Origin of the sequence: Vibrio brasiliensis LMG 20546 (assembly GCF_000189255.1) — a bacterium.
Classification (GTDB): Bacteria; Pseudomonadota; Gammaproteobacteria; order Enterobacterales; family Vibrionaceae; genus Vibrio; species Vibrio brasiliensis.
In genome coordinates this window covers 136,018-153,948 of sequence record NZ_AEVS01000049.1, presented here as the reverse complement: position 1 = coordinate 153,948, position 17,931 = coordinate 136,018, and the positions used below count along the sequence as shown (strand labels likewise).

The window sequence follows — 17,931 nt, the reverse complement described above, 5'->3', positions numbered from 1 at the left end:
ATTGATTTACATCATGTATTAATTTTCTTTCATAATTAACAATCAGCTCAGATAAGAACCTAACCCTTAGGAAGTATTATGAGCAAGTTGAAGCTGGTCGTTATCGGTAACGGTATGGTAGGACACCGTTATATCGAAGACCTCGTTGAGAAGACGGACGCTTCTCAATATGAAATCACTGTCTTCTGTGAAGAACCACGCGTTGCATACGATCGTGTCCACCTCTCTTCTTACTTTTCCCACCACACTGCAGATGAACTATCACTTGTAAAAGAAGGCTTTTACGACAAGCATGGCATTAACATGTTGCTTGGTGAGCGAGCGATCAACGTTAACCGTGAAAAACGTATCGTACATTCGAGCTCAGGTCGTGAAATCCAATACGACAAACTGATCATGGCGACGGGTTCATTCCCATTTGTGCCTCCAATTAAAGGTCGCGAAAGTAAAGACTGTTTCGTATACCGCACCATCGAAGATTTGAAAGCGATTGAGGCTTGTGCCAAGAAGAGCAAAGTCGGCGTTGTTATCGGTGGTGGTCTACTTGGTCTTGAAGCTGCTGGTGCGCTTAAGGCTCTGGGTGTTCAGACTCACGTGGTTGAATTTGCTCCGAAACTGATGGCAGAACAGCTTGATCAGGCGGGTGGTAATCAGCTTCGTCAGAAAATCGAAAGCATGGGTGTGACGGTTCACACTAGCAAAAATACGCTTGAAATTGCACCTGAGGGTAAAGAAGCGCGTAACGTAATGCGTTTTGCTGATGGCACAGAGCTAGAAACTGACTTCATTGTATTCTCCGCTGGTATTCGTCCACAGGATAAACTGGCTCGCCAAATGGGCTTAGGTATCGCGCCTCGCGGTGGTATCGAAATCGACGACCACTGTCAGACGACAGACAAGAACGTTTACGCTATCGGTGAATGTGCTTCTTGGAACAATACTTTTTACGGCTTGGTTGCTCCGGGCTACAAGATGGCGACTGTTGCGGTTGATCACCTTGTGGGTAACGAGAGTAAGTTTGAAGGTGCAGACATGTCTGCAAAACTTAAGCTGCTTGGTGTGAAAGTAGGTTCAATTGGCGATGCAAACGGTCGCACTCCAGGCTGTAAGAGCTATGTTTACCAAAACGAAGAGCAAGAAGTCTATAAGCGTCTGATTGTTTCACAAGACAATAAGACGTTGCTTGGCGCAGTCATGGTCGGTGATACGTCAGATTACGGCGACTTGCTGCAACTCATGCTTAATGAAATTGAGCTACCGGAACATCCGGATACTCTGATTCTTCCTGCTCATGCCGGTGCTGAAAAACCGACTCTGGGTGCAGACTCTCTTCCGGAGTCGGCGGTTATCTGTTCATGTTTTGACGTAACCAAAGGCAAAATTGCTCAGGCCGTCGCGGAAGGTCACCACACTATTGGTGATATCAAAGCAGTGACTGGCGCGGGTACAGGTTGTGGTGGCTGTATTCCATTAGTGACATCTGTACTTAATGCTGAGCTTGCGAAAGCGGGCGTTGAAGTAAAGAACGATGTTTGTGAACACTTTGCTTATTCACGCCAGGAGCTGTTCCACCTTATTCGCATCGAAGAGATCAAATCATTCGAAGAGCTACTAGAGAAGTACGGTAAAGGCTACGGTTGTGAAGTGTGTAAACCACTGGCTGGTTCAATTCTCGCTTCATGCTGGGGTGAGCATATTCTTAAACCTGAACTGGTTAAGTTGCATGATACCAATGACAACTTCCTCGGTAACATGCAAAAAGACGGCACTTACTCAGTGATCCCTCGTATGGCGGGTGGTGAAGTGACTCCGCAAGCCCTGAAAGTGCTGGCTGAAGTGGCTGCTGAATATAACCTTTATACCAAGGTGACCGGTGCTCAACGTATTGGTCTGTTTGGTGCGCAGAAAGATGACCTTCCTGCTATCTGGAACAAACTGATTGCCGCAGGCTATGAAACAGGTCAGGCGTACGCCAAAGCGCTACGTATGGCGAAAACCTGTGTTGGTTCTACCTGGTGTCGTTACGGTGTTCAGGACTCAGTTGGCCTGGGTGTAATGATTGAGAATCGCTACAAAGGCATTCGTACTCCGCACAAAATGAAATTTGGTGTCTCTGGCTGTACACGTGAGTGTGCTGAAGCACAAGGCAAAGACCTTGGCATTATCGCCACAGACGCAGGTTGGAACATGTATGTATGTGGTAACGGTGGTATGAAGCCACGTCACGCCGACCTGCTAGCCAGTGACCTTGACCAAGAGACACTGATCAAATACATCGACCGTTTCATGATGTTCTACATCCGCACAGCAGCACCGCTGCAACGTACCTCGGTATGGATGGAAAATCTCGAAGGTGGCGTTGATTACCTGCGTGAAGTGATTGTTGACAACAAACTAGGCATCAATGATCAGCTTGAAGCTGATGTGGCTAAGTTGGTTGAAGAGTTCCGCTGCGAATGGACTGACACAGTTAATGATCCAGCACAGCTAAAACGTTTTGCTCATTTCATCAACTCAGATCAGCGTGACGACAATGTTGTTTTCGTTCAAGAGCGTGCACAGCATCGTCCGGCAACATTTACTGAAAAACATCCTGAAGCGAAGGGCGATATCCTTCACGTGGAATTGGTCTAAGTGGGAGACGATATCATGGCATTTACCAAAGTATGTAACATCGAAGACATCATCCCGGGAACTGGAGTGTGTGCGCTGGTTGAAGGAGAGCAAGTTGCAATCTTTCGTCCGACTCAGGCTGAAGAAGTATTCGCAATTAGCAATATGGACCCGTTCTACCAATCAAACGTGTTGTCACGTGGCCTGATTGTTGAACATAGCGATGAGCTATGGGTAGCAAGCCCATTAAAGAAGCAGCGCTTCAATCTGGCAACAGGCATTTGTATGGAAGATCAACAGTTCAATATCAAAGCGTACAAAGCACGCGTTGTTAAAGGGTACGTAGAGATCACTGCTTAACTAGGCGTTAAGAGAGATTTAATAGCTTAAAGGCTTGCTGTTTCTCAGTTGGGGAACAGAGAAACAGCGAGTCTTTCACTATTCAATTTCAACTTTTAACTTTCACTTTGAATAAGGACACATTCATGTCTACTGATTTTAAACCTGCTGAATTTGTACAAACCATGATTAACGTGGGTGAAGCAAAAACCAAAACCAGCACTCGTGATTTGCTTCTTCGCGGCACGATGGCAGGTATCATCCTTTCTCTTGCAGTTGTTGTTGCTATTACGACGATTGTACAGACAGGTATGGGTGTTGTTGGTGCGCTTGTCTTCCCGGTTGGCTTCGTCATTCTTAGCGTCATGGGTTACGACCTTGTGACCGGTGTTTTTGGTCTTGCTCCTTTAGCTAAGTTTGAAAACCGTCCTGGTATTACATGGAGTAGAGTATTCCGCTGCTGGGGTCTGGTTGGTCTTGGTAACCTTATCGGTTCACTGATTGTTGCTGTTCTTGTTGCAGTCTCTCTAACAGGCAACTTTTCACTAGAGCCAAATGCAGTGGCACAAAAATTCATTGCGGTATCAACAGCACGCAGTCTGGGCTTTGAAAACATGGGTATGGACGGTTGGATTACCTGTTTTGTGCGCGGTATCTTCTGTAACCTGATGGTGTGTCTGGGTGTCATTGGTAACATGACAGGCCGCACACTAGCAGGTCGCATTGCGATGATGTGGTTCCCAATCTTTATCTTCTTTGCGCTAGTATTCGAACACACAGTAGTAAACATGTTCCTGTTCCCACTAGGTATGATTCTGGGTGCCGACTTTGGTATTGCGACTTGGTTGAACTTCAACCTAATCCCTACAATCCTGGGTAACATTGTTGGCGGCCTGCTAATGACGTGTATTCCTCTTTACCTGACTCATGCGAAAACAGCACCAGCGCTTTCTGAACAAGAAGAAGTAAACGCTAAGCCTGTACTAGCTAAATAATCTTTATCAAGCCCCATGTGAAAGCGTGGGGCTTGAGTCCTATTTGCATTTGACTATAAAAAGTAGCCACTTTGTTCAACGGCAGTGAGTGATACTCTTTATATTCAAATTTACTCAAAAGGCGTGACTATGACTGCTTCTGACATCTCATTACTCAATAGCGGCTTTGTTTCTTTAGTGGGCGCTGGCCCTGGTGACCCGGACCTACTGACTGTAAAAGGATATCGAGTTATCCAGCAAGCAGAAGTGGTTGTCTACGATCGCTTAGTCTCTCCGGAAATACTGGCTTTAGCTAACACCAATGCTGAAATGATCTACGTTGGCAAAAAGCTTGATTATCATTGCGTCCCGCAGCAGCAAATCAATCAGCTTCTGGTTGAGAAAGCGCAGCAAGGCAAGAAAGTCGTTCGATTAAAAGGCGGAGACTCGTTTATTTTTGGTCGCGGTGGTGAAGAGTTAGAAGAGCTTGCTGAACATGGAATTCAGTTCGAAGTGGTACCGGGTATCACAGCGGCGGCTGGTGCTACAGCGTATGCTGGTATTCCGCTCACTCATCGTGACCACGCGCAGAGTGTTCAGTTTATTACAGGTCATGTGCAAAAAGACGGTCGAGAAATTGAGTGGCACTCTCTGGCTCAGTCGAACAACACGCTGGTGTTCTATATGGGGCTCAAGCAGAGTGGTTATATTACTGAAAAGCTACTAGAAAACGGGCTTGATAAAGAGATCTCTTGCGCGATCATCGAGAACGGAACGCGTCGTGAACAACGCGTGTTTACTGGCCCATTAAAAGATCTGGCGACGATGGCGCAACAGGCGGTAAGTCCTGCTCTTATCGTGGTAGGTAGCGTCACTTCGTTACATGACAAACTGAAGTGGTTCAACTAACAAAAGACATAATGCTTTACAGTCATTTAGTTATGGGTGTTCGTGACAATGCTGCGCTGCTAAGCCGATTCTGATAGAGTCGGGGACACAATTCACAGCTGAAGAGCACCCATGGAAAAAGTGGCTATATTTGTTGATGTTCAAAACATCTATTACACCACGCGAGATAAATATCGCGCCAACTTCGATTATAACCAGTTTTGGTATATCGCCACTGAAGGCAGAGAAGTCGTCTCTGCTAATGCCTATGCTATTGCCTCTCATGATCCTAAGCAGCGCCAGTTTCATCATATTCTGAGAGGAATTGGATTTAACGTCCAACTTAAGCCATTTATCCAGCGCAATGATGGCAGTGCAAAAGGGGATTGGGACGTAGGTTTAGCCCTTGATGTGTTTGAAACCGCCTCTCAAGTTGACCGCGTGATCTTACTATCTGGTGATGGTGACTTCGATGTGCTGGTGGACAGAATTCAATCCCGATTCGGCACTAAGGTTGATGTCTTTGGTGTGCCTGGTTTGACCGCTCAGTCACTCATTGATGTGGCGAATAACTATATTCCAATCGACGAAAACCTACTCATCACACGAAACTGACATTAAAGCGCTAAAACTTTGACACAATGATGAATGTTTAATCGACACCACAGTAAGCAGTGCTGGCTGTTCAATAAATCCCCTGTATGTGTTAAGGTTACCTGACCAGATAAGGTGGCTTATTCGTTGTTTTAGTTAGGTTTTGTTGTATGTTAAATCGTGCTGATCAGGTCAAAATCAGCGTTTCAGAACAGAAGATCGAAACGCTGGATTCATTGCTGAAGACTATCGATACTGATATGGCCGTATCTATGTCATTTGTTCGACGGGCGCAAGGAATGTCGTTTCGTGATTTAGAGCAGCGCACTACGGGCATCAATGCTTCCACCCTGAAACGCTACATGCAGCAAAGCTATCATTCGATAAGACCAATACATGTCGTCGCTGCCATGTCATGGGTTATGATGGTACCCATGACCAGTTTCTATTTTGCGCTCAAAATGAGAGAGCATTATCGCGGAATGGATGAGAAGGCGATTGAAGCCTTATATTGCATTGGGCGTCTGCCTAGTGAACAGTTTGAACTCTACCTTGATCTTGTCAGTAATATGATGAGCGAAGAGGGGCGTGCACACTTCCAGACTTTTCGCGCCGAAATAGAATCACAAGTTGACCCAGCAATTGTTTATAACGAACTCCTACCCCCACCAGTACTAGATATCAATGCGTTTGCTATTGATTACTATCGTTCCGTAGCGATAACAGTAAAACGCTTTCGCACTGAGCATCAAATCCCAATCGATGTTATCGCGCGTGTTTTGGGGCTTTCCGAATATCAATATCAGCAGCTTGAAGACGTAAACAAGGTGAGAGACTTCTCGGTAGCGATAGGCTTCCGGGTTAAACTCGGTTTTGAACTTAACTCGCATGTTAATTTCACCAGTGAGATGCGCATGTTCCCGCAGTTCCATCAACTACGTCAAATCCAACACCTCCGAGATGCACTCATTGTCGAAGCGTTACGCCATTTGAATGGTGAATGTAAGGTACGCGCGGTCGAAATACTGACGACTCTATCAAAGATCTACATAAAAAATGTGATCTGATATGTTCAAGTGGAAATAATCAACTCAAATTGCGCAGAGCCTTGAGTTGATTATATCTAGCGAAGAAATGACAATATTAGTTACTTATTTAGGTTAGCGCTAATAGAGTGTCGTTAAGCGTCATTGCTGCATTAGCTTGAGCTAACATGATAGCGGCAACCTTGTCGGGATATTGCAAATGCACCAAATGGTCGGCATTTTTTATCACCACAAGGCGTCCGTTTTTCAGCTGACTAGCAAAAATTTGAGCAGTTTCCTTAGTGACATACGGGTCAAACTCACCGACACAGACAGTGCAGGGTACTGAAATGTTAGAGATGTTTGATGGCGTATGAACCAGTAATCTGACCGAGTTTTCAAAGAACACGTCGATGCGTTGCTGAGACATATTGGTGATATTGCGTACCGTCGCTTTGATGATGGCTCTATTGCGCGGAATATCACTGTTGTTCACGGTAAGCGACTCTGTAAATGATTTGGCAAAGCTGCTTGGGCTATCCATGGCCGCGGCGATCATCTTTTTGGTTGCCAGGCGCCCCGAAGAAGGGATGCCAGGGACGCCACCACAAATAGACATAGACAGCACATGTGGCCAAATATCGCACAGTTCGACAGCGACCGCTGTAGCATAAGAAAAGCCAATAATATGAGCATTTCTTACACCTAAATACTCGATAAAATCGCGCAACATAATCGCTTGAGAACGTATGCTCACAGTCGACTCAAGATTTTCTGTATGGCCTGTCCCGGGGACTTCGATGGTAATACAGTTCAATTTAGTCGCAAAATAGGTAGAAAAGCTATGGACACTTTCAATGTCCTGCAATGCTCCCAGTAAAAAAATAGCGTACTGATCTGAGCCTTCACAGTGGTGAAAGGAATAGCGGTAGTGATTGCCATTTAAGATCGTTTTTATAGTTTCCATTGTAATGTCCTCTGTTGAATAAGGACTTAACTATAAACGATTGATTGATAACGTTATGGCTAGGAATTTGATGAACAATCACACACTTGAACAACATTTGGCTGACGCAGAGCAACCAGTTAAAGATTTTATGGCTGAGCTGTTGGAAACCTTAGGTAAAAAAGTCACCGAGAACCAAGATCCTAAGCTAGCTTTGCGCTACTTTGGAGCTCAACTGGAGATCAAACTGGTCTCTTTTGATGGCAGCTATGACCAAAAGCAGTGATAACTTATGCCAACAAGTAAAAAAGCCAGTCAGGAGTACCTGACTGGCTTTTTCTTATCTGGAAGTTAGTCTTGCGATTGTTGTTCGCTTGCCGCAGATTCTTGCTCTGGTAGCGACTCTTCACTGGTAGTGCTTGCCTCTTCGGCATCGAGTTTAGCGCGCTCCGCTTTTGAGATATAGCGAGGCTTATTACTCTTATGCAGCTTGGCATTTTTCTTTTTCAGCTTAGCTTTTAAGATACTATTGATCTTCTTTTTACGGTTCATGGTATCGCTCAGTACTAAATTAGCCGCAAATCCTATCAAAAAATAGCACTCAAAGCACCAACATCAGCTAATGGATTGGTAACCATTAGCCTTCATGCTTGTCTTGTGAACCGATGTAATGACTCAAAGGGTAAACTGAAGTCCTACCGTAAATGCTGTTTCTGACTTGTTTCTCTTTGCGTACTCTAGTCCAGCAGTAAAGCCAAACACAGAACCAAATTGGAACACGTTGTTCAGACGATAAGTGTCTTTAGCAACATCGAGAAAAGCGTGTTGATAAGAAGCATCTATAAGCCAATGTTTTGCAATTTGTGCTCTTGCGCCGCCTTTACAGTACAAGGCTTTCTCTGAATAAGAAGGCGAGTAATCGCTATCTGCACGATAGTTGATGGCACCACACGACAAAGGCAGTGCGACTAAAGGTGAGACAGGAACGTTGAATCCACCGCCGGCTTGCCATGTGTCGATTTCAGAGCTAAAGCGAGTGACAAAGCTTGCATTCCCTTCTAGGAATAGTGACTCGGTCAAGCTCAGGCCGAGGTCTACATACAGACCGCCATAGGTCTTATCCACGTCGTTACTGTACTTACCGTTTAAGTAAGGTTCTGTTGCTCCAGCATCTAAACTGGCATGTCTGTAGCCGAAACCAATGTGTGACATTTCATAGACGATATTGCTATCGGCGAAGGCTTTGATTGACGCTAATGAGAGAAGAGGGAGTAGATAAAGGGATTTCTTGAACATAGCGAACTTCTTATATCGATTGTAAACAGAGCAACTTTAAACGCATAGGTGGGGGGAATCGATGGAAGTTTTGTAAGCCTGCGTAAGATCGAGTAATGGTTTAAGGACTAGAATCATAGGAGACGACTGCCAAGGAGGGAATATGTTACGCGTATTCATGGCGATAGCTTTACTATTGATGTCAATCAGTGTGCTTGCTTCGGTAAATGAACAGCAACTGTATGAAATTATTTTGGAAATTATAGCGTGCGCTGTTTACATATTTATTGTTTTTAGAGCGAGTGAGTTTCTGGCTAAATCAGCATGGCTGATGGTTGGTATTTTACTCCTGATTCTATCAAGTTTGCTTGGCGTCGCATTAGAGTTAAACAAGACGACAGCTTTTATTGGTATTGGCACATCAGACTTTATGGTGATCATAGATTCTATGTATATTCTGGGCCTGTGTTCAGCCACGTTCGGTCTTCATAAAATTATTAATCACTACATGGAGCACAGTTATTACGACGAACTTACTGGATTGAGCAATCGCCGACGTTTAAAACAATTTGAATCGATTAGTGATGATACTAGCTTGATCTATATTGACCTTGATGGTTTGAAAAAAGTGAACGACATTGAGGGGCATCATGCGGGAGACGAACTGATCGTCACTTTTGCGAATATCCTAAAAGCACTACCTGACACTATCGAACGTTTTCGAGTAGGCGGTGATGAGTTTATTCTACTGTGTAATAGACACTCGTCCACTAGCATACTGAAGCAGCTGAATATTTTAGCCAAAGACAAAGCACTGCGCTTCTCATACGGTGAGGCGACCCTAAGCTCTGGGTTAGATGATGCAATATCCAGTGCGGACGACCGTATGTACCAAATGAAAAATCGAAATAAACGAGAAGATACTCGATAGCCAATCAAAGCATTAGGCTGGTTTACATTTTTTTCACATATTCGAAGCGAAAATAGACCTAGAAATTTAATTAGGATCGAATATGGATAAAAATCGACGAAGCTTTCTTATCGGTGGTGCCGCAGTAGCAACGGCAAGTCTTGGTGGAATAGGCTATACGTTCAGCAACCAGTTAACCTCTTCCCGTGCTCTCACAAGTCATAGTCGCCTGCCTGTTCCGGAACTGCTGGACTCTAGCCTAGGAGAGGTGATCGTTACCGCACAAGATATGCAGCATGAGTTCTACGCTGGACTCAAGAGCAAAACAATGGGTTTTAATAGTAGCTACCTTGGCCCAACCATTAAGCTATATAAAGACAAGCAAGCCAGAGTAACGTTTAGAAACCAACTGAGTGAGCCGACAACTATTCATGGTCATGGACTCCATGTGGCGGGTCGATGGGATGGGGGACCTCAAAACATCATCAAACCAGGTGAGCAAGTTACTTACCAGTTCGACATCATCCAACAAGCAGGAACAAGTTGGTACCATCCTCATATGATGGGTAAAACCGCCGAGCAAGTCCACGCAGGTCTGGCAGGGATTTACATTATAGAAGATCAGCATAGCGCAAGTCTTAACCTACCTTCAGTGTATGGTGTTAACGATATACCATTAGCGGTTCAGGACAGAACATTTGTCAATGGCGTGATGCGTCCTTACTCGGTCACCATGGAACAAATCATGGAGGGGCTAAAAGAAGATACGCTGGTGGTTAATGGCTCAATTGCGCCATATAAGGAAGTGCCACAGGGCTGGGTCAGATTGCGACTTCTCAATGGTTCCAATGCGCGTTATCACCGCTATCGCTTAGAAGACTCATCAAGCTTTTACAAGATTGCCACCGAAGGCGGATTACTGGAAAGGCCTGTACCTATGTCCGAACTGATAATGGCGCCGGGCGAACGCAACGAAATCATGATTGATATGAGTCAGATAGCCAGCCGACAACTGTTGTGCGACTTCATTGGCGGGGAAGATTTATGGTTGTCGCTGTTTGCGGCTAAGCCACAACTGGCGTTAGAGCTGAGAGCGACCCCAGAATTAGAAGCTCAAGGTGAGTTACCAGAAAAGCTTAACCATATCCTTGGGTATAAATTGACAGATGTCGCCGTAGAGCGAGATTTTGTGTTGCAAATGGATATGGAAGGCGAACAGCAAAGCGATTCAATGCATGCTCACCACAACATGTTCTCGATCAATGGTCGATCGATGAATATGAAACATATCAACCACACCAGCAAATTGGGTCAACTAGAGTTGTGGCGAATTAGTGGAGAAGAAATGCGCCATCCTTTCCATATGCACGGTACTTCGTTCTTGATCCTGTCTCAGAACGGTGTAGCACCAGCTGATGCTGACCGAGGTTGGAAAGATACGGTAGATGTGAACGAAGGCGTCACAGAAGTGTTACTCAAGTTTGACGTTCCGGCGGACAGACAATACCCGTTCATGTATCACTGCCACATTCTGGAGCATGAGGATGCCGGTATGATGGGGCAGTTTACCGTGGAATAATGACTTCGACGCTACTCAATGGCGTCAAAACAACAAAGCCCGCTATTAAGCGGGCTTTGCGTTTCGTTCCTGAGAACTAAATTTGGTGGGTCCGGGCGAACTCGAATCGCCGACCCCTACCATGTCAAGGTAGTACTCTAACCAACTGAGCTACGGACCCAAATTTAATGTTCGGCATACTTTGGTTTTAGTATGGCTTTAAGGAGTGGTGGGTCCGGGCGAACTCGAATCGCCGACCCCTACCATGTCAAGGTAGTACTCTAACCAACTGAGCTACGGACCCATTCCTTAAGAACGAAACGGATGTTACCGAGAGTTATTCAATCGTGCAAGAGCATTTTTATCGATTTTAGCCTGTTTGCTTTATATCTAAGCGAATTGTTGCTGTTTTATTCACGCTAGATAGCAAAATGTGCATTAAATCACACACATGCAGTGCCTATCGACCTCGACCATCAAACATCACAATGATGGTTTTTGTGATGATACTCATGTCCATTGTCAACCATGACTTCATCGAACATAGCGAAAGTGCGTAACTATGGTCATAACCCACTTTACGACGCACGTCGTCAATACATGTGTCGTAGCCTTGGTTGACCTGGGCCAGTCCGGTAATACCTGGCATTACACCATAGGTACGGTCAGCGAAGTAGGGAATGGCAGTCTCTAACTTGTTGTAGAAGCTTGGACGTTCCGGGCGTGGGCCAATCAACGACATATCTCCCATCACTACGTTGAAAAGTTGAGGGATCTCATCAAGACGGGTTTTACGCAGAAAGCGACCTACTGGAGTGATGCGAGGATCATTCTCGGTAGCCCATACTGCCCCGGTACGTTGCTCAGCGTCTTGATACATGGTGCGGAATTTAATGATTTCGAAGAAGACCATTTTTTCTGGTGTCGATTTACCAACTCTGAGCTGCTTGTAAAATACCGGTCCCGGAGAGCTGATTTTAATCGCCAAAGCAATAGCGGGAATGAATGGCGACAGCAGCAGTAAGCCGAAAATAGCGCCGAACAGGTCAAAAAGACGTTTTGCTAACCAGATAGACATATGTGTTGATACGTTGCTCATAATTTATCCTTATTGGTCTACACGAGACCATTTTCCAGATTCAAGACCGAATAGGTAACGTAAGCCACCAATGAAGTTTGCACAGTGTCCTGCGACGATATACAGCACAAGCTTGCAGACTCTGTGGCTAAAAATGTATGGCATCAGATAACTGAGAATTGCTAATGAATAGAGAGCAATTTGGGCAGTTAATGCAACCATAAATAGCGGGTTGTCCATCAAAAGTATCGATGAAACGAAACAGAGGATCAGTAGGTAAGGAGTCAACAGTCTTAACCCTTTACCCGAGAAGAAAGCGAAAGCAACTCCGCGATAGCGGGGCAGGAACATTTCAGCGAGCATGATGGCTTGCTGCATGTTGCCTGCTGAGATACGTAAGCGGCGGCGATAGTCATTATCTTGATTGGTCGCCTCCATCTCTAGTGCAACCATTTTGGGCTCATACTCAGCTAAATAACCCTGACGGACAATCTCCATAGGAATGACAAAGTCATCATTGATGGTGTTGTCGTCCATGGTTCTGAACAGATGAGTACGGAACAGGTAAAACGCGCCGTGTGCGCCGAGCGTGGAACCTAAGGCCGCTTCATGCATTTTGACCCTGCTCTGGTATTGCCAGTAACGGTTTTCACCTTCATTTTCGCTACTGAATAACTGGTAGTGACCGTTAACCACCCCTACGTGGCGGTCTTGGAAGTGGCGATTGGCAATCCATAACGCGTCGATCGAAATTAAAGCCGACACATCGCTTAGAGCGGTGATATCACTTGAGATGGTTTTCATCTGCTCGTTGACGACGGCCACCTTGCCACGATTATTATCAAATACCCTGATTTCAAAATGGGTGTCGCAGCAAATCGCCTCTTGAATGGTTTGTTCGGCAATGAGCGCGGTATTGTCGCTGCAGCCGTCACAGGCAATGATGACTTTGTAGCGATTTTTCGGGTAATCGAGAGATGACAAATTACGAATCTTGTCAGCGATCCACTGCTCTTCATTATAAGCCGGGACTAAGATAGTAATCGAAGCGCAGTTACGGTCGTTCTTGACCTTTTTATAGCCCCTGACACGGTGTTTTACCGTCTTGAGTGGGTGGTGTTTTGAGTACCATGAAAGCAAAACAGGATAGCCGACGTGGTGATAAATAATCAGCATACTCGAAACAACAAACAGTGCTGCTAGTAGAAGTTCAATCATGCGCTTTTCTCCTCTGCCAGAAGATCGTACGCTTTAACCATTTGACGAATATCGTTGTGTTGCAGGACAAACTCTCGCGGTGAAACTTGTTGGTCGTGATTGCTGAGAGCGCAAAATAGAGCTTGCGCCAAGGCGTCAGGGTTTTCGCTTTCCACTACGCATCCACTGTTTGGACATAAGGTTTCGTTACACGCACCGACGTCGGTAGTAAGCGTGACAATGTCACATGCCTGCGCTTCCAGAGTCGAAAGTGGGAAACCTTCACTACGCGATGGCAGGCAGAACAGGTCTAACGATTGATAAAAGCGACACATATCATCAACTAAGCCTAAAAAGGTCACGCGTTGGTGAACGCCAAGTGCTTGTGCTTGCTGCTCTAATAGTTCCCGTTGTGAACCTGAACCAGCAATCACGAGTTGAACATCGTTTGGTAATGTGACTAAGGCATTGAGCAGAATGTCATGACCTTTGACCCATTCTAGTCGCCCGGCGCTACCAATGATCTTAGTGTTGAGAGGCAAACCTAACGCCTGACGCGCAAGATGTTTTGAGCCAGGTTTGAATAGCTGACAATCAATTCCGTTTTTAATCACTGTGATATCGTCGTAGCTCAGGTGTTGCTCGATCTGATCGCGAACCAGCTTGGCATCAGCAACAAGACAAGGCTTAGCAATCTTTAGTGCCATTCTCTGTAAAGAACGATGCTTGTGATTAGATAAGTGCCAGGCGTCATGCTCAGTGTGTAATCTGGCTTTGACGCCAGCGAGGCGAGCTGCAACAGAGCCGTAGAGAATGGGGCCAATATGATGGGTATGTACGGTGCTTGGTTTAAGTGTACGGAACAATTTATATAGCTGGCGCAGGGTAGCAAGACTGTAACCAGCAGGTTTGTTGAGAAATACCAGTTGGTGTTCAACGTTGCGTAATCTAGGCCAGTTGGCGAGAGCCTCTTCTCTGGTACCTTCAAGGCTGACGATCAACACTCGACGTGCCGGGTTTGAAAAAGCCAACATATTAAGTGCCAGCGCTTCTAATCCACCAGGGGCTAGGTGCTGAACCACATGAATGACGATGTTACTCTTTTTGTTCATGCTCTCTCCTGACATTGTTTTTATTAAAACTTTAATAAGAGGTAGCATAGAGTGTGCCAAAGGTTTTGTTGTTATTTATTAATTACTTAGTGTTGTTTAAAGTAAGAGTCTCATTGTGATAATCAAATTACGATTCACTATGAATGATAAGGTTTGATGTTAGGAATATTCGTCAACAGAGGCGCCTTAGTGATGGCCTCAATTTCTTCTTTACGGCGTACAGAAGAGTCAAATAGTTCTATTAAAGTCGCAACACCAGCACCGAGGCCGATACCGGCTACCAAGCCAGCAATGATAAAAATAACGATTGGCAAATTTGCTGGACGACTGGGCGTGTAAGGAAGGTCGATGATTTTTACCCGTTTGTTCTGCTCAAATACTCCCAGTGAACCAGTGAGCTGAGCCATTTCATAACGTTGGATCAATTCATCGTAAAGCTGGCGTTTTATCTCTGCATTTCGTACTAAACGGTGCATAGTTTTGGCGTTGTCACCAAACCTATTGGCTTCGAGCTCCAATGCTTCAATCATGCCTTGCAGACTTTTGGTCTCTTCTTTAAGTGACTCGTAACGTCCTCTGACTAGCTGCAAACTGTGTAGTTGAGTGACCAGCAATGGCTGGATTTCGCCAAGGTCGCGAAGTTGATTACTGCTGGCAATATCCCAAAGCTGGTCGCTGCTTATATTCGGCTGTTCCATTTGAAGCAGCAAAGTACGCTCGTTTTCGAGTCTGCGCAGTTCACGCTCTTTGCCCTGAACTGCACTATGGCTTTCAGTGTACTTAGCTTTGAGTAAAGTCAGTTCACTACGAATTTCAATAATCTGATCTTCTATTTTACCGACAACTGGATTGGTTTTTGATAACTGCTGATCGAGTGAGCCTAAACTGCGTTCAACCCCTGCAAGTTCGGCGCTTTTTTCTGCGTAACTCTGCTTTAAAGATGCTAACCGAGCTAACGACTGGGTCTGCATTTCAGGTGTCACTGAGGCGAAGCGATTTTTGAAATCAGCTAACTCGTTTTCTGCCTGATCAAGTTCAACACGACGTTTTTCTATATGTATCGCCAGGAACTCAGAGGAGTCCTTAATTGATGAGCGTTCTGGCGCAAGCAACTGTTCAATAAAGTGTTCGCTGATTGACTCTAACATCTCTTTCATTCCTGTTGGTGAAGGCGAGGTCAGAGATATTTTGAGGAAGTCTTTACCAGGTTGAGTAACCGTCAGACTGCTAGATAATTTGTTAATTACGTAGTCTTTTTCACCGGCGGACATTGAGTCATTGATCAGGTTGTGTTCTTTCGCCACCGCAGTCAAAACATGACGACTCTTAAGTAAAGTACTTAATGCGTTGAGCCTCTCTTTGAGCATGGTTGATACCGCGATATCTTCAAGAAACGGGTTCATCTTAGCGGTTTCCTGGATCAGCATTGATGTATGAGAGACATAATTGGTCGGAGCCATCTTTCCGACAAAGTAGCCAACAAAAGGCAGAATTAGCATCGGCACAAAAATAACGTATCTCTGTCGCCAGGCACCATTGAGAATAACGATCAAGCGCAGTTTTAGCTCATTCATAATGACTCCAGCATAGTATTGAGAGTGACCGTTCTTGCGTCCCAACTTTGATCACCAATGTTGATTGTTTTACTTCGTGCTTGCTGCAGAGAAACGCGTTTTAGGGCCAGAGAGAATTGTTCCGCGTTAGTGACCACATCAACATGCGGCTCGTATGGCACCAGTGCTGGAAATGGCGTGCTGATAACCCTGCTATCAGCAGCCAGATACTCTAGGAGCTTAAGTGGACTGCAAGCTGCGATCTGCTCATTTGCGACAAAGGGTAACAGGCTAACGTCCCAATGCTGGCTGTAACCTGGCAATTGGTGATGAGCGCGCGGCCCTAAGTAATGAACGTTATCCAAATTGGGTAGCGGGTTACTTGCGAGCTCTATCGGACCGATAAAGACAAACTGCCAGTCTGGATTATCTCTGCATACTTGCTCTATTAGCGGATAGTCTAGCCAGTTGGACAAACTGCCATAAAACCCGGCAATTGGCTGAGTTTTTGCTGGTAAGTCGTTGGCGCGAGGTGCTGGTGTACTGAACAGTTTGGTATCGACTCCATGAGGGAGGTAATGAGTCTTCGTTTGAGGAAATTTGGCGAGTAACTTAGCGCTGGCTGCCAGTATAAGGTCAGCGTGCTCGACCAGTTTATTCTCATGCTGAGCGACAACGTCATGATCAACCCCGGCGAGTGACGAGAAGTCGTCACCACAGTAATAGACGACTGCAGACTCCCCAAGACTACCGCACAGGTCTGCGGTTGTAGGTAATGAACTCCAAAGGATAGGATCATTAAGCTTTAGTTTATTTATAACTGGACGTAATTGTGAGCAGATCATCATCTTCGCTAAACGACGAGCGAGAGTCGAACCCGGAGCGGGAATAGTGCGCAGATTAATCACGGTAATATTGTCCGGCATCGCTTCCTTGCGGTCGAAGCCACCTTTACTCTTACCAAACAGTTTGCCGATAGCTCGTTTTAAGTCATGGCGAGTCAGTTTAGGCTGACGTAAACCAATTGAATTGATCCACAACACTTTACGTTGTTTAGCTAATCGCATTACCAGATGCTGAGTACTGGAAGGGAGACCACCAAAGTCCTCTCCAAAGACGATAAGATCACGCATGGTCGACTCCTTACTCGCTCAATGAACGAATTATTTTCGCTGGATTACCAGCGGCAACGACCATAGGTGGCAGACTTTTAGTCACCACACTACCAGTACCAACTATGGTGCCACGACCAATGGTAACGTTAGGGCACACCGTCACATTGGTTCCGAGCCAGACATCTTGTTCAAGAATGATATCGCCAACATCGTTATCAAGATCGCCATAGCCCTGAGCACGCAATTGGGGATCGAGAGAGTGGCCAGAATAGCCGAACAAGAATGCTTTACCTGCAAGGCGAACATTATCTTCAATGATGACTCGTTGACCAACTGCGATAGTGCTTTGCCAACCAATGTCGACGTTGTTACCGACAATCAGTTGTGGATTATCCGATTGAGGTCGGGCACTGAAGGTCGTTTGACCTGAGACTCGGCAATCATCGCCAAGAGAAATAGACAATGGGCCTGAAACAAAAGGTATGCCGCCGAATAGATAAAGCCTCTTGCCATAATCTTTCAGGCGACCTTTGAACGCAGGGGTGTGTATCAATACCCGTAACATGCTGCAGTAGCAGCTTGTCACACTGTGATAAAGGAAGTAGCAGCTTTTGTTCCACCAATGAGGCGTCGGAATATCAAATGCTCTGAGGGCTTTCAAAATGAGAAACAGCTTGCGATAAGATGGATTATCATGGTGCTGTAGCCAGACTTTGAGGTGATTAATTTGTTGTGCCAACATAGTCGATCCCTG

General features: G+C 45.4%; 18 protein-coding genes and 2 tRNA genes. 9 read left to right on the top strand and 11 right to left on the bottom strand.

Annotated features, from left to right (window positions below):
• Window positions 1-78: 78 nt before the first annotated feature.
• The 6 genes from nirB to RH46_RS08365 all read left to right on the top strand — a co-directional run bounded on the left by nirB (window position 79) and on the right by RH46_RS08365 (window position 6,475).
• Window positions 79-2,634, top strand: coding sequence for a nitrite reductase large subunit NirB (nirB, locus tag RH46_RS08390; protein ID WP_006878981.1), 2,556 nt, complete (start codon window positions 79-81; stop codon window positions 2,632-2,634).
• A 15-nt stretch (window positions 2,635-2,649) separates the two neighbouring features.
• Window positions 2,650-2,973: a nitrite reductase small subunit NirD gene (gene nirD, locus RH46_RS08385; protein WP_006878980.1), complete on the top strand. Its 324-nt coding sequence runs from the start codon at window positions 2,650-2,652 to the stop codon at window positions 2,971-2,973.
• Between the two features lie 125 nt (window positions 2,974-3,098).
• On the top strand, window positions 3,099-3,947 hold the full coding sequence (locus tag RH46_RS08380) for a formate/nitrite transporter family protein (RefSeq protein ID WP_006878979.1): 849 nt from the start codon (window positions 3,099-3,101) through the stop codon (window positions 3,945-3,947).
• Window positions 3,948-4,076: 129 nt separating this feature from the next.
• Window positions 4,077-4,835 (top strand): uroporphyrinogen-III C-methyltransferase, encoded by a 759-nt coding sequence (cobA, locus tag RH46_RS08375; protein WP_006878978.1) that lies wholly within the window; start codon window positions 4,077-4,079, stop codon window positions 4,833-4,835.
• A 111-nt stretch (window positions 4,836-4,946) separates the two neighbouring features.
• Window positions 4,947-5,429 carry a LabA-like NYN domain-containing protein gene (locus RH46_RS08370; RefSeq protein ID WP_006878977.1) on the top strand — a complete coding sequence of 161 codons (483 nt, stop codon included), beginning with the start codon at window positions 4,947-4,949 and terminating at the stop codon, window positions 5,427-5,429.
• A gap of 149 nt (window positions 5,430-5,578) precedes the next feature.
• On the top strand, window positions 5,579-6,475 hold the full coding sequence (locus RH46_RS08365; protein ID WP_006878976.1) for a hypothetical protein: 897 nt from the start codon (window positions 5,579-5,581) through the stop codon (window positions 6,473-6,475).
• Between the two features lie 88 nt (window positions 6,476-6,563).
• On the opposite strand, the gene RH46_RS08360 is transcribed toward RH46_RS08365, so the two are convergent.
• Window positions 6,564-7,400, bottom strand: a complete 837-nt coding sequence (locus tag RH46_RS08360; protein WP_006878975.1) for an alpha/beta fold hydrolase — start codon at window positions 7,398-7,400, stop codon at window positions 6,564-6,566.
• 70 nt (window positions 7,401-7,470) lie between these two features.
• Between RH46_RS08360 and RH46_RS08355 the strand changes: the two genes are divergently transcribed.
• A complete protein-coding gene (locus RH46_RS08355; RefSeq protein ID WP_006878974.1) occupies window positions 7,471-7,665 on the top strand; it encodes a hypothetical protein in 195 nt (64 codons plus the stop codon).
• A gap of 65 nt (window positions 7,666-7,730) precedes the next feature.
• Here the strand turns inward: RH46_RS08355 and RH46_RS08350 are convergent, their stop codons facing one another.
• Window positions 7,731-7,931 carry a DUF2986 domain-containing protein gene (locus RH46_RS08350; protein ID WP_006878973.1) on the bottom strand — a complete coding sequence of 67 codons (201 nt, stop codon included), beginning with the start codon at window positions 7,929-7,931 and terminating at the stop codon, window positions 7,731-7,733.
• A gap of 123 nt (window positions 7,932-8,054) precedes the next feature.
• The gene (locus tag RH46_RS08345) at window positions 8,055-8,675 is read right to left on the bottom strand and encodes an outer membrane beta-barrel protein (protein WP_006878972.1); all 621 of its coding nucleotides are present in this window, start codon (window positions 8,673-8,675) and stop codon (window positions 8,055-8,057) included.
• 142 nt (window positions 8,676-8,817) lie between these two features.
• Between RH46_RS08345 and RH46_RS08340 the strand changes: the two genes are divergently transcribed.
• Both RH46_RS08340 and RH46_RS08335 read left to right on the top strand, forming a co-directional pair.
• A complete protein-coding gene (locus tag RH46_RS08340; RefSeq protein ID WP_006878971.1) occupies window positions 8,818-9,585 on the top strand; it encodes a GGDEF domain-containing protein in 768 nt (255 codons plus the stop codon).
• An 82-nt stretch (window positions 9,586-9,667) separates the two neighbouring features.
• Window positions 9,668-11,143 carry a multicopper oxidase family protein gene (locus RH46_RS08335; protein WP_006878970.1) on the top strand — a complete coding sequence of 492 codons (1,476 nt, stop codon included), beginning with the start codon at window positions 9,668-9,670 and terminating at the stop codon, window positions 11,141-11,143.
• A gap of 83 nt (window positions 11,144-11,226) precedes the next feature.
• On the opposite strand, the gene RH46_RS08330 is transcribed toward RH46_RS08335, so the two are convergent.
• From RH46_RS08330 to RH46_RS08295, 8 genes are all read right to left on the bottom strand, one after another.
• Window positions 11,227-11,303, bottom strand: a tRNA-Val gene (locus RH46_RS08330).
• 46 nt (window positions 11,304-11,349) lie between these two features.
• Window positions 11,350-11,426: transfer RNA gene (locus tag RH46_RS08325), tRNA-Val, on the bottom strand.
• A gap of 156 nt (window positions 11,427-11,582) precedes the next feature.
• Complete coding sequence (locus RH46_RS08320; RefSeq protein WP_006878969.1) at window positions 11,583-12,221, bottom strand: sugar transferase; 639 nt, start codon at window positions 12,219-12,221, stop codon at window positions 11,583-11,585.
• Between the two features lie 9 nt (window positions 12,222-12,230).
• Window positions 12,231-13,418 carry a glycosyltransferase family 2 protein gene (locus tag RH46_RS08315; RefSeq protein WP_006878968.1) on the bottom strand — a complete coding sequence of 396 codons (1,188 nt, stop codon included), beginning with the start codon at window positions 13,416-13,418 and terminating at the stop codon, window positions 12,231-12,233.
• A complete protein-coding gene (locus RH46_RS08310; protein WP_006878967.1) occupies window positions 13,415-14,509 on the bottom strand; it encodes a glycosyltransferase in 1,095 nt (364 codons plus the stop codon). The genes RH46_RS08315 and RH46_RS08310 overlap by 4 nt, the downstream gene beginning before the upstream one ends.
• A 137-nt stretch (window positions 14,510-14,646) precedes the next feature.
• Window positions 14,647-16,083, bottom strand: a complete 1,437-nt coding sequence (locus RH46_RS08305) for a GumC family protein (RefSeq protein WP_006878966.1) — start codon at window positions 16,081-16,083, stop codon at window positions 14,647-14,649.
• Window positions 16,080-17,195: a glycosyltransferase family protein gene (locus tag RH46_RS08300; protein ID WP_006878965.1), complete on the bottom strand. Its 1,116-nt coding sequence runs from the start codon at window positions 17,193-17,195 to the stop codon at window positions 16,080-16,082. The genes RH46_RS08305 and RH46_RS08300 overlap by 4 nt, the downstream gene beginning before the upstream one ends.
• A 10-nt stretch (window positions 17,196-17,205) precedes the next feature.
• Window positions 17,206-17,919 (bottom strand): acyltransferase, encoded by a 714-nt coding sequence (locus tag RH46_RS08295; RefSeq protein WP_006878963.1) that lies wholly within the window; start codon window positions 17,917-17,919, stop codon window positions 17,206-17,208.
• Window positions 17,920-17,931 lie beyond the last annotated feature (12 nt).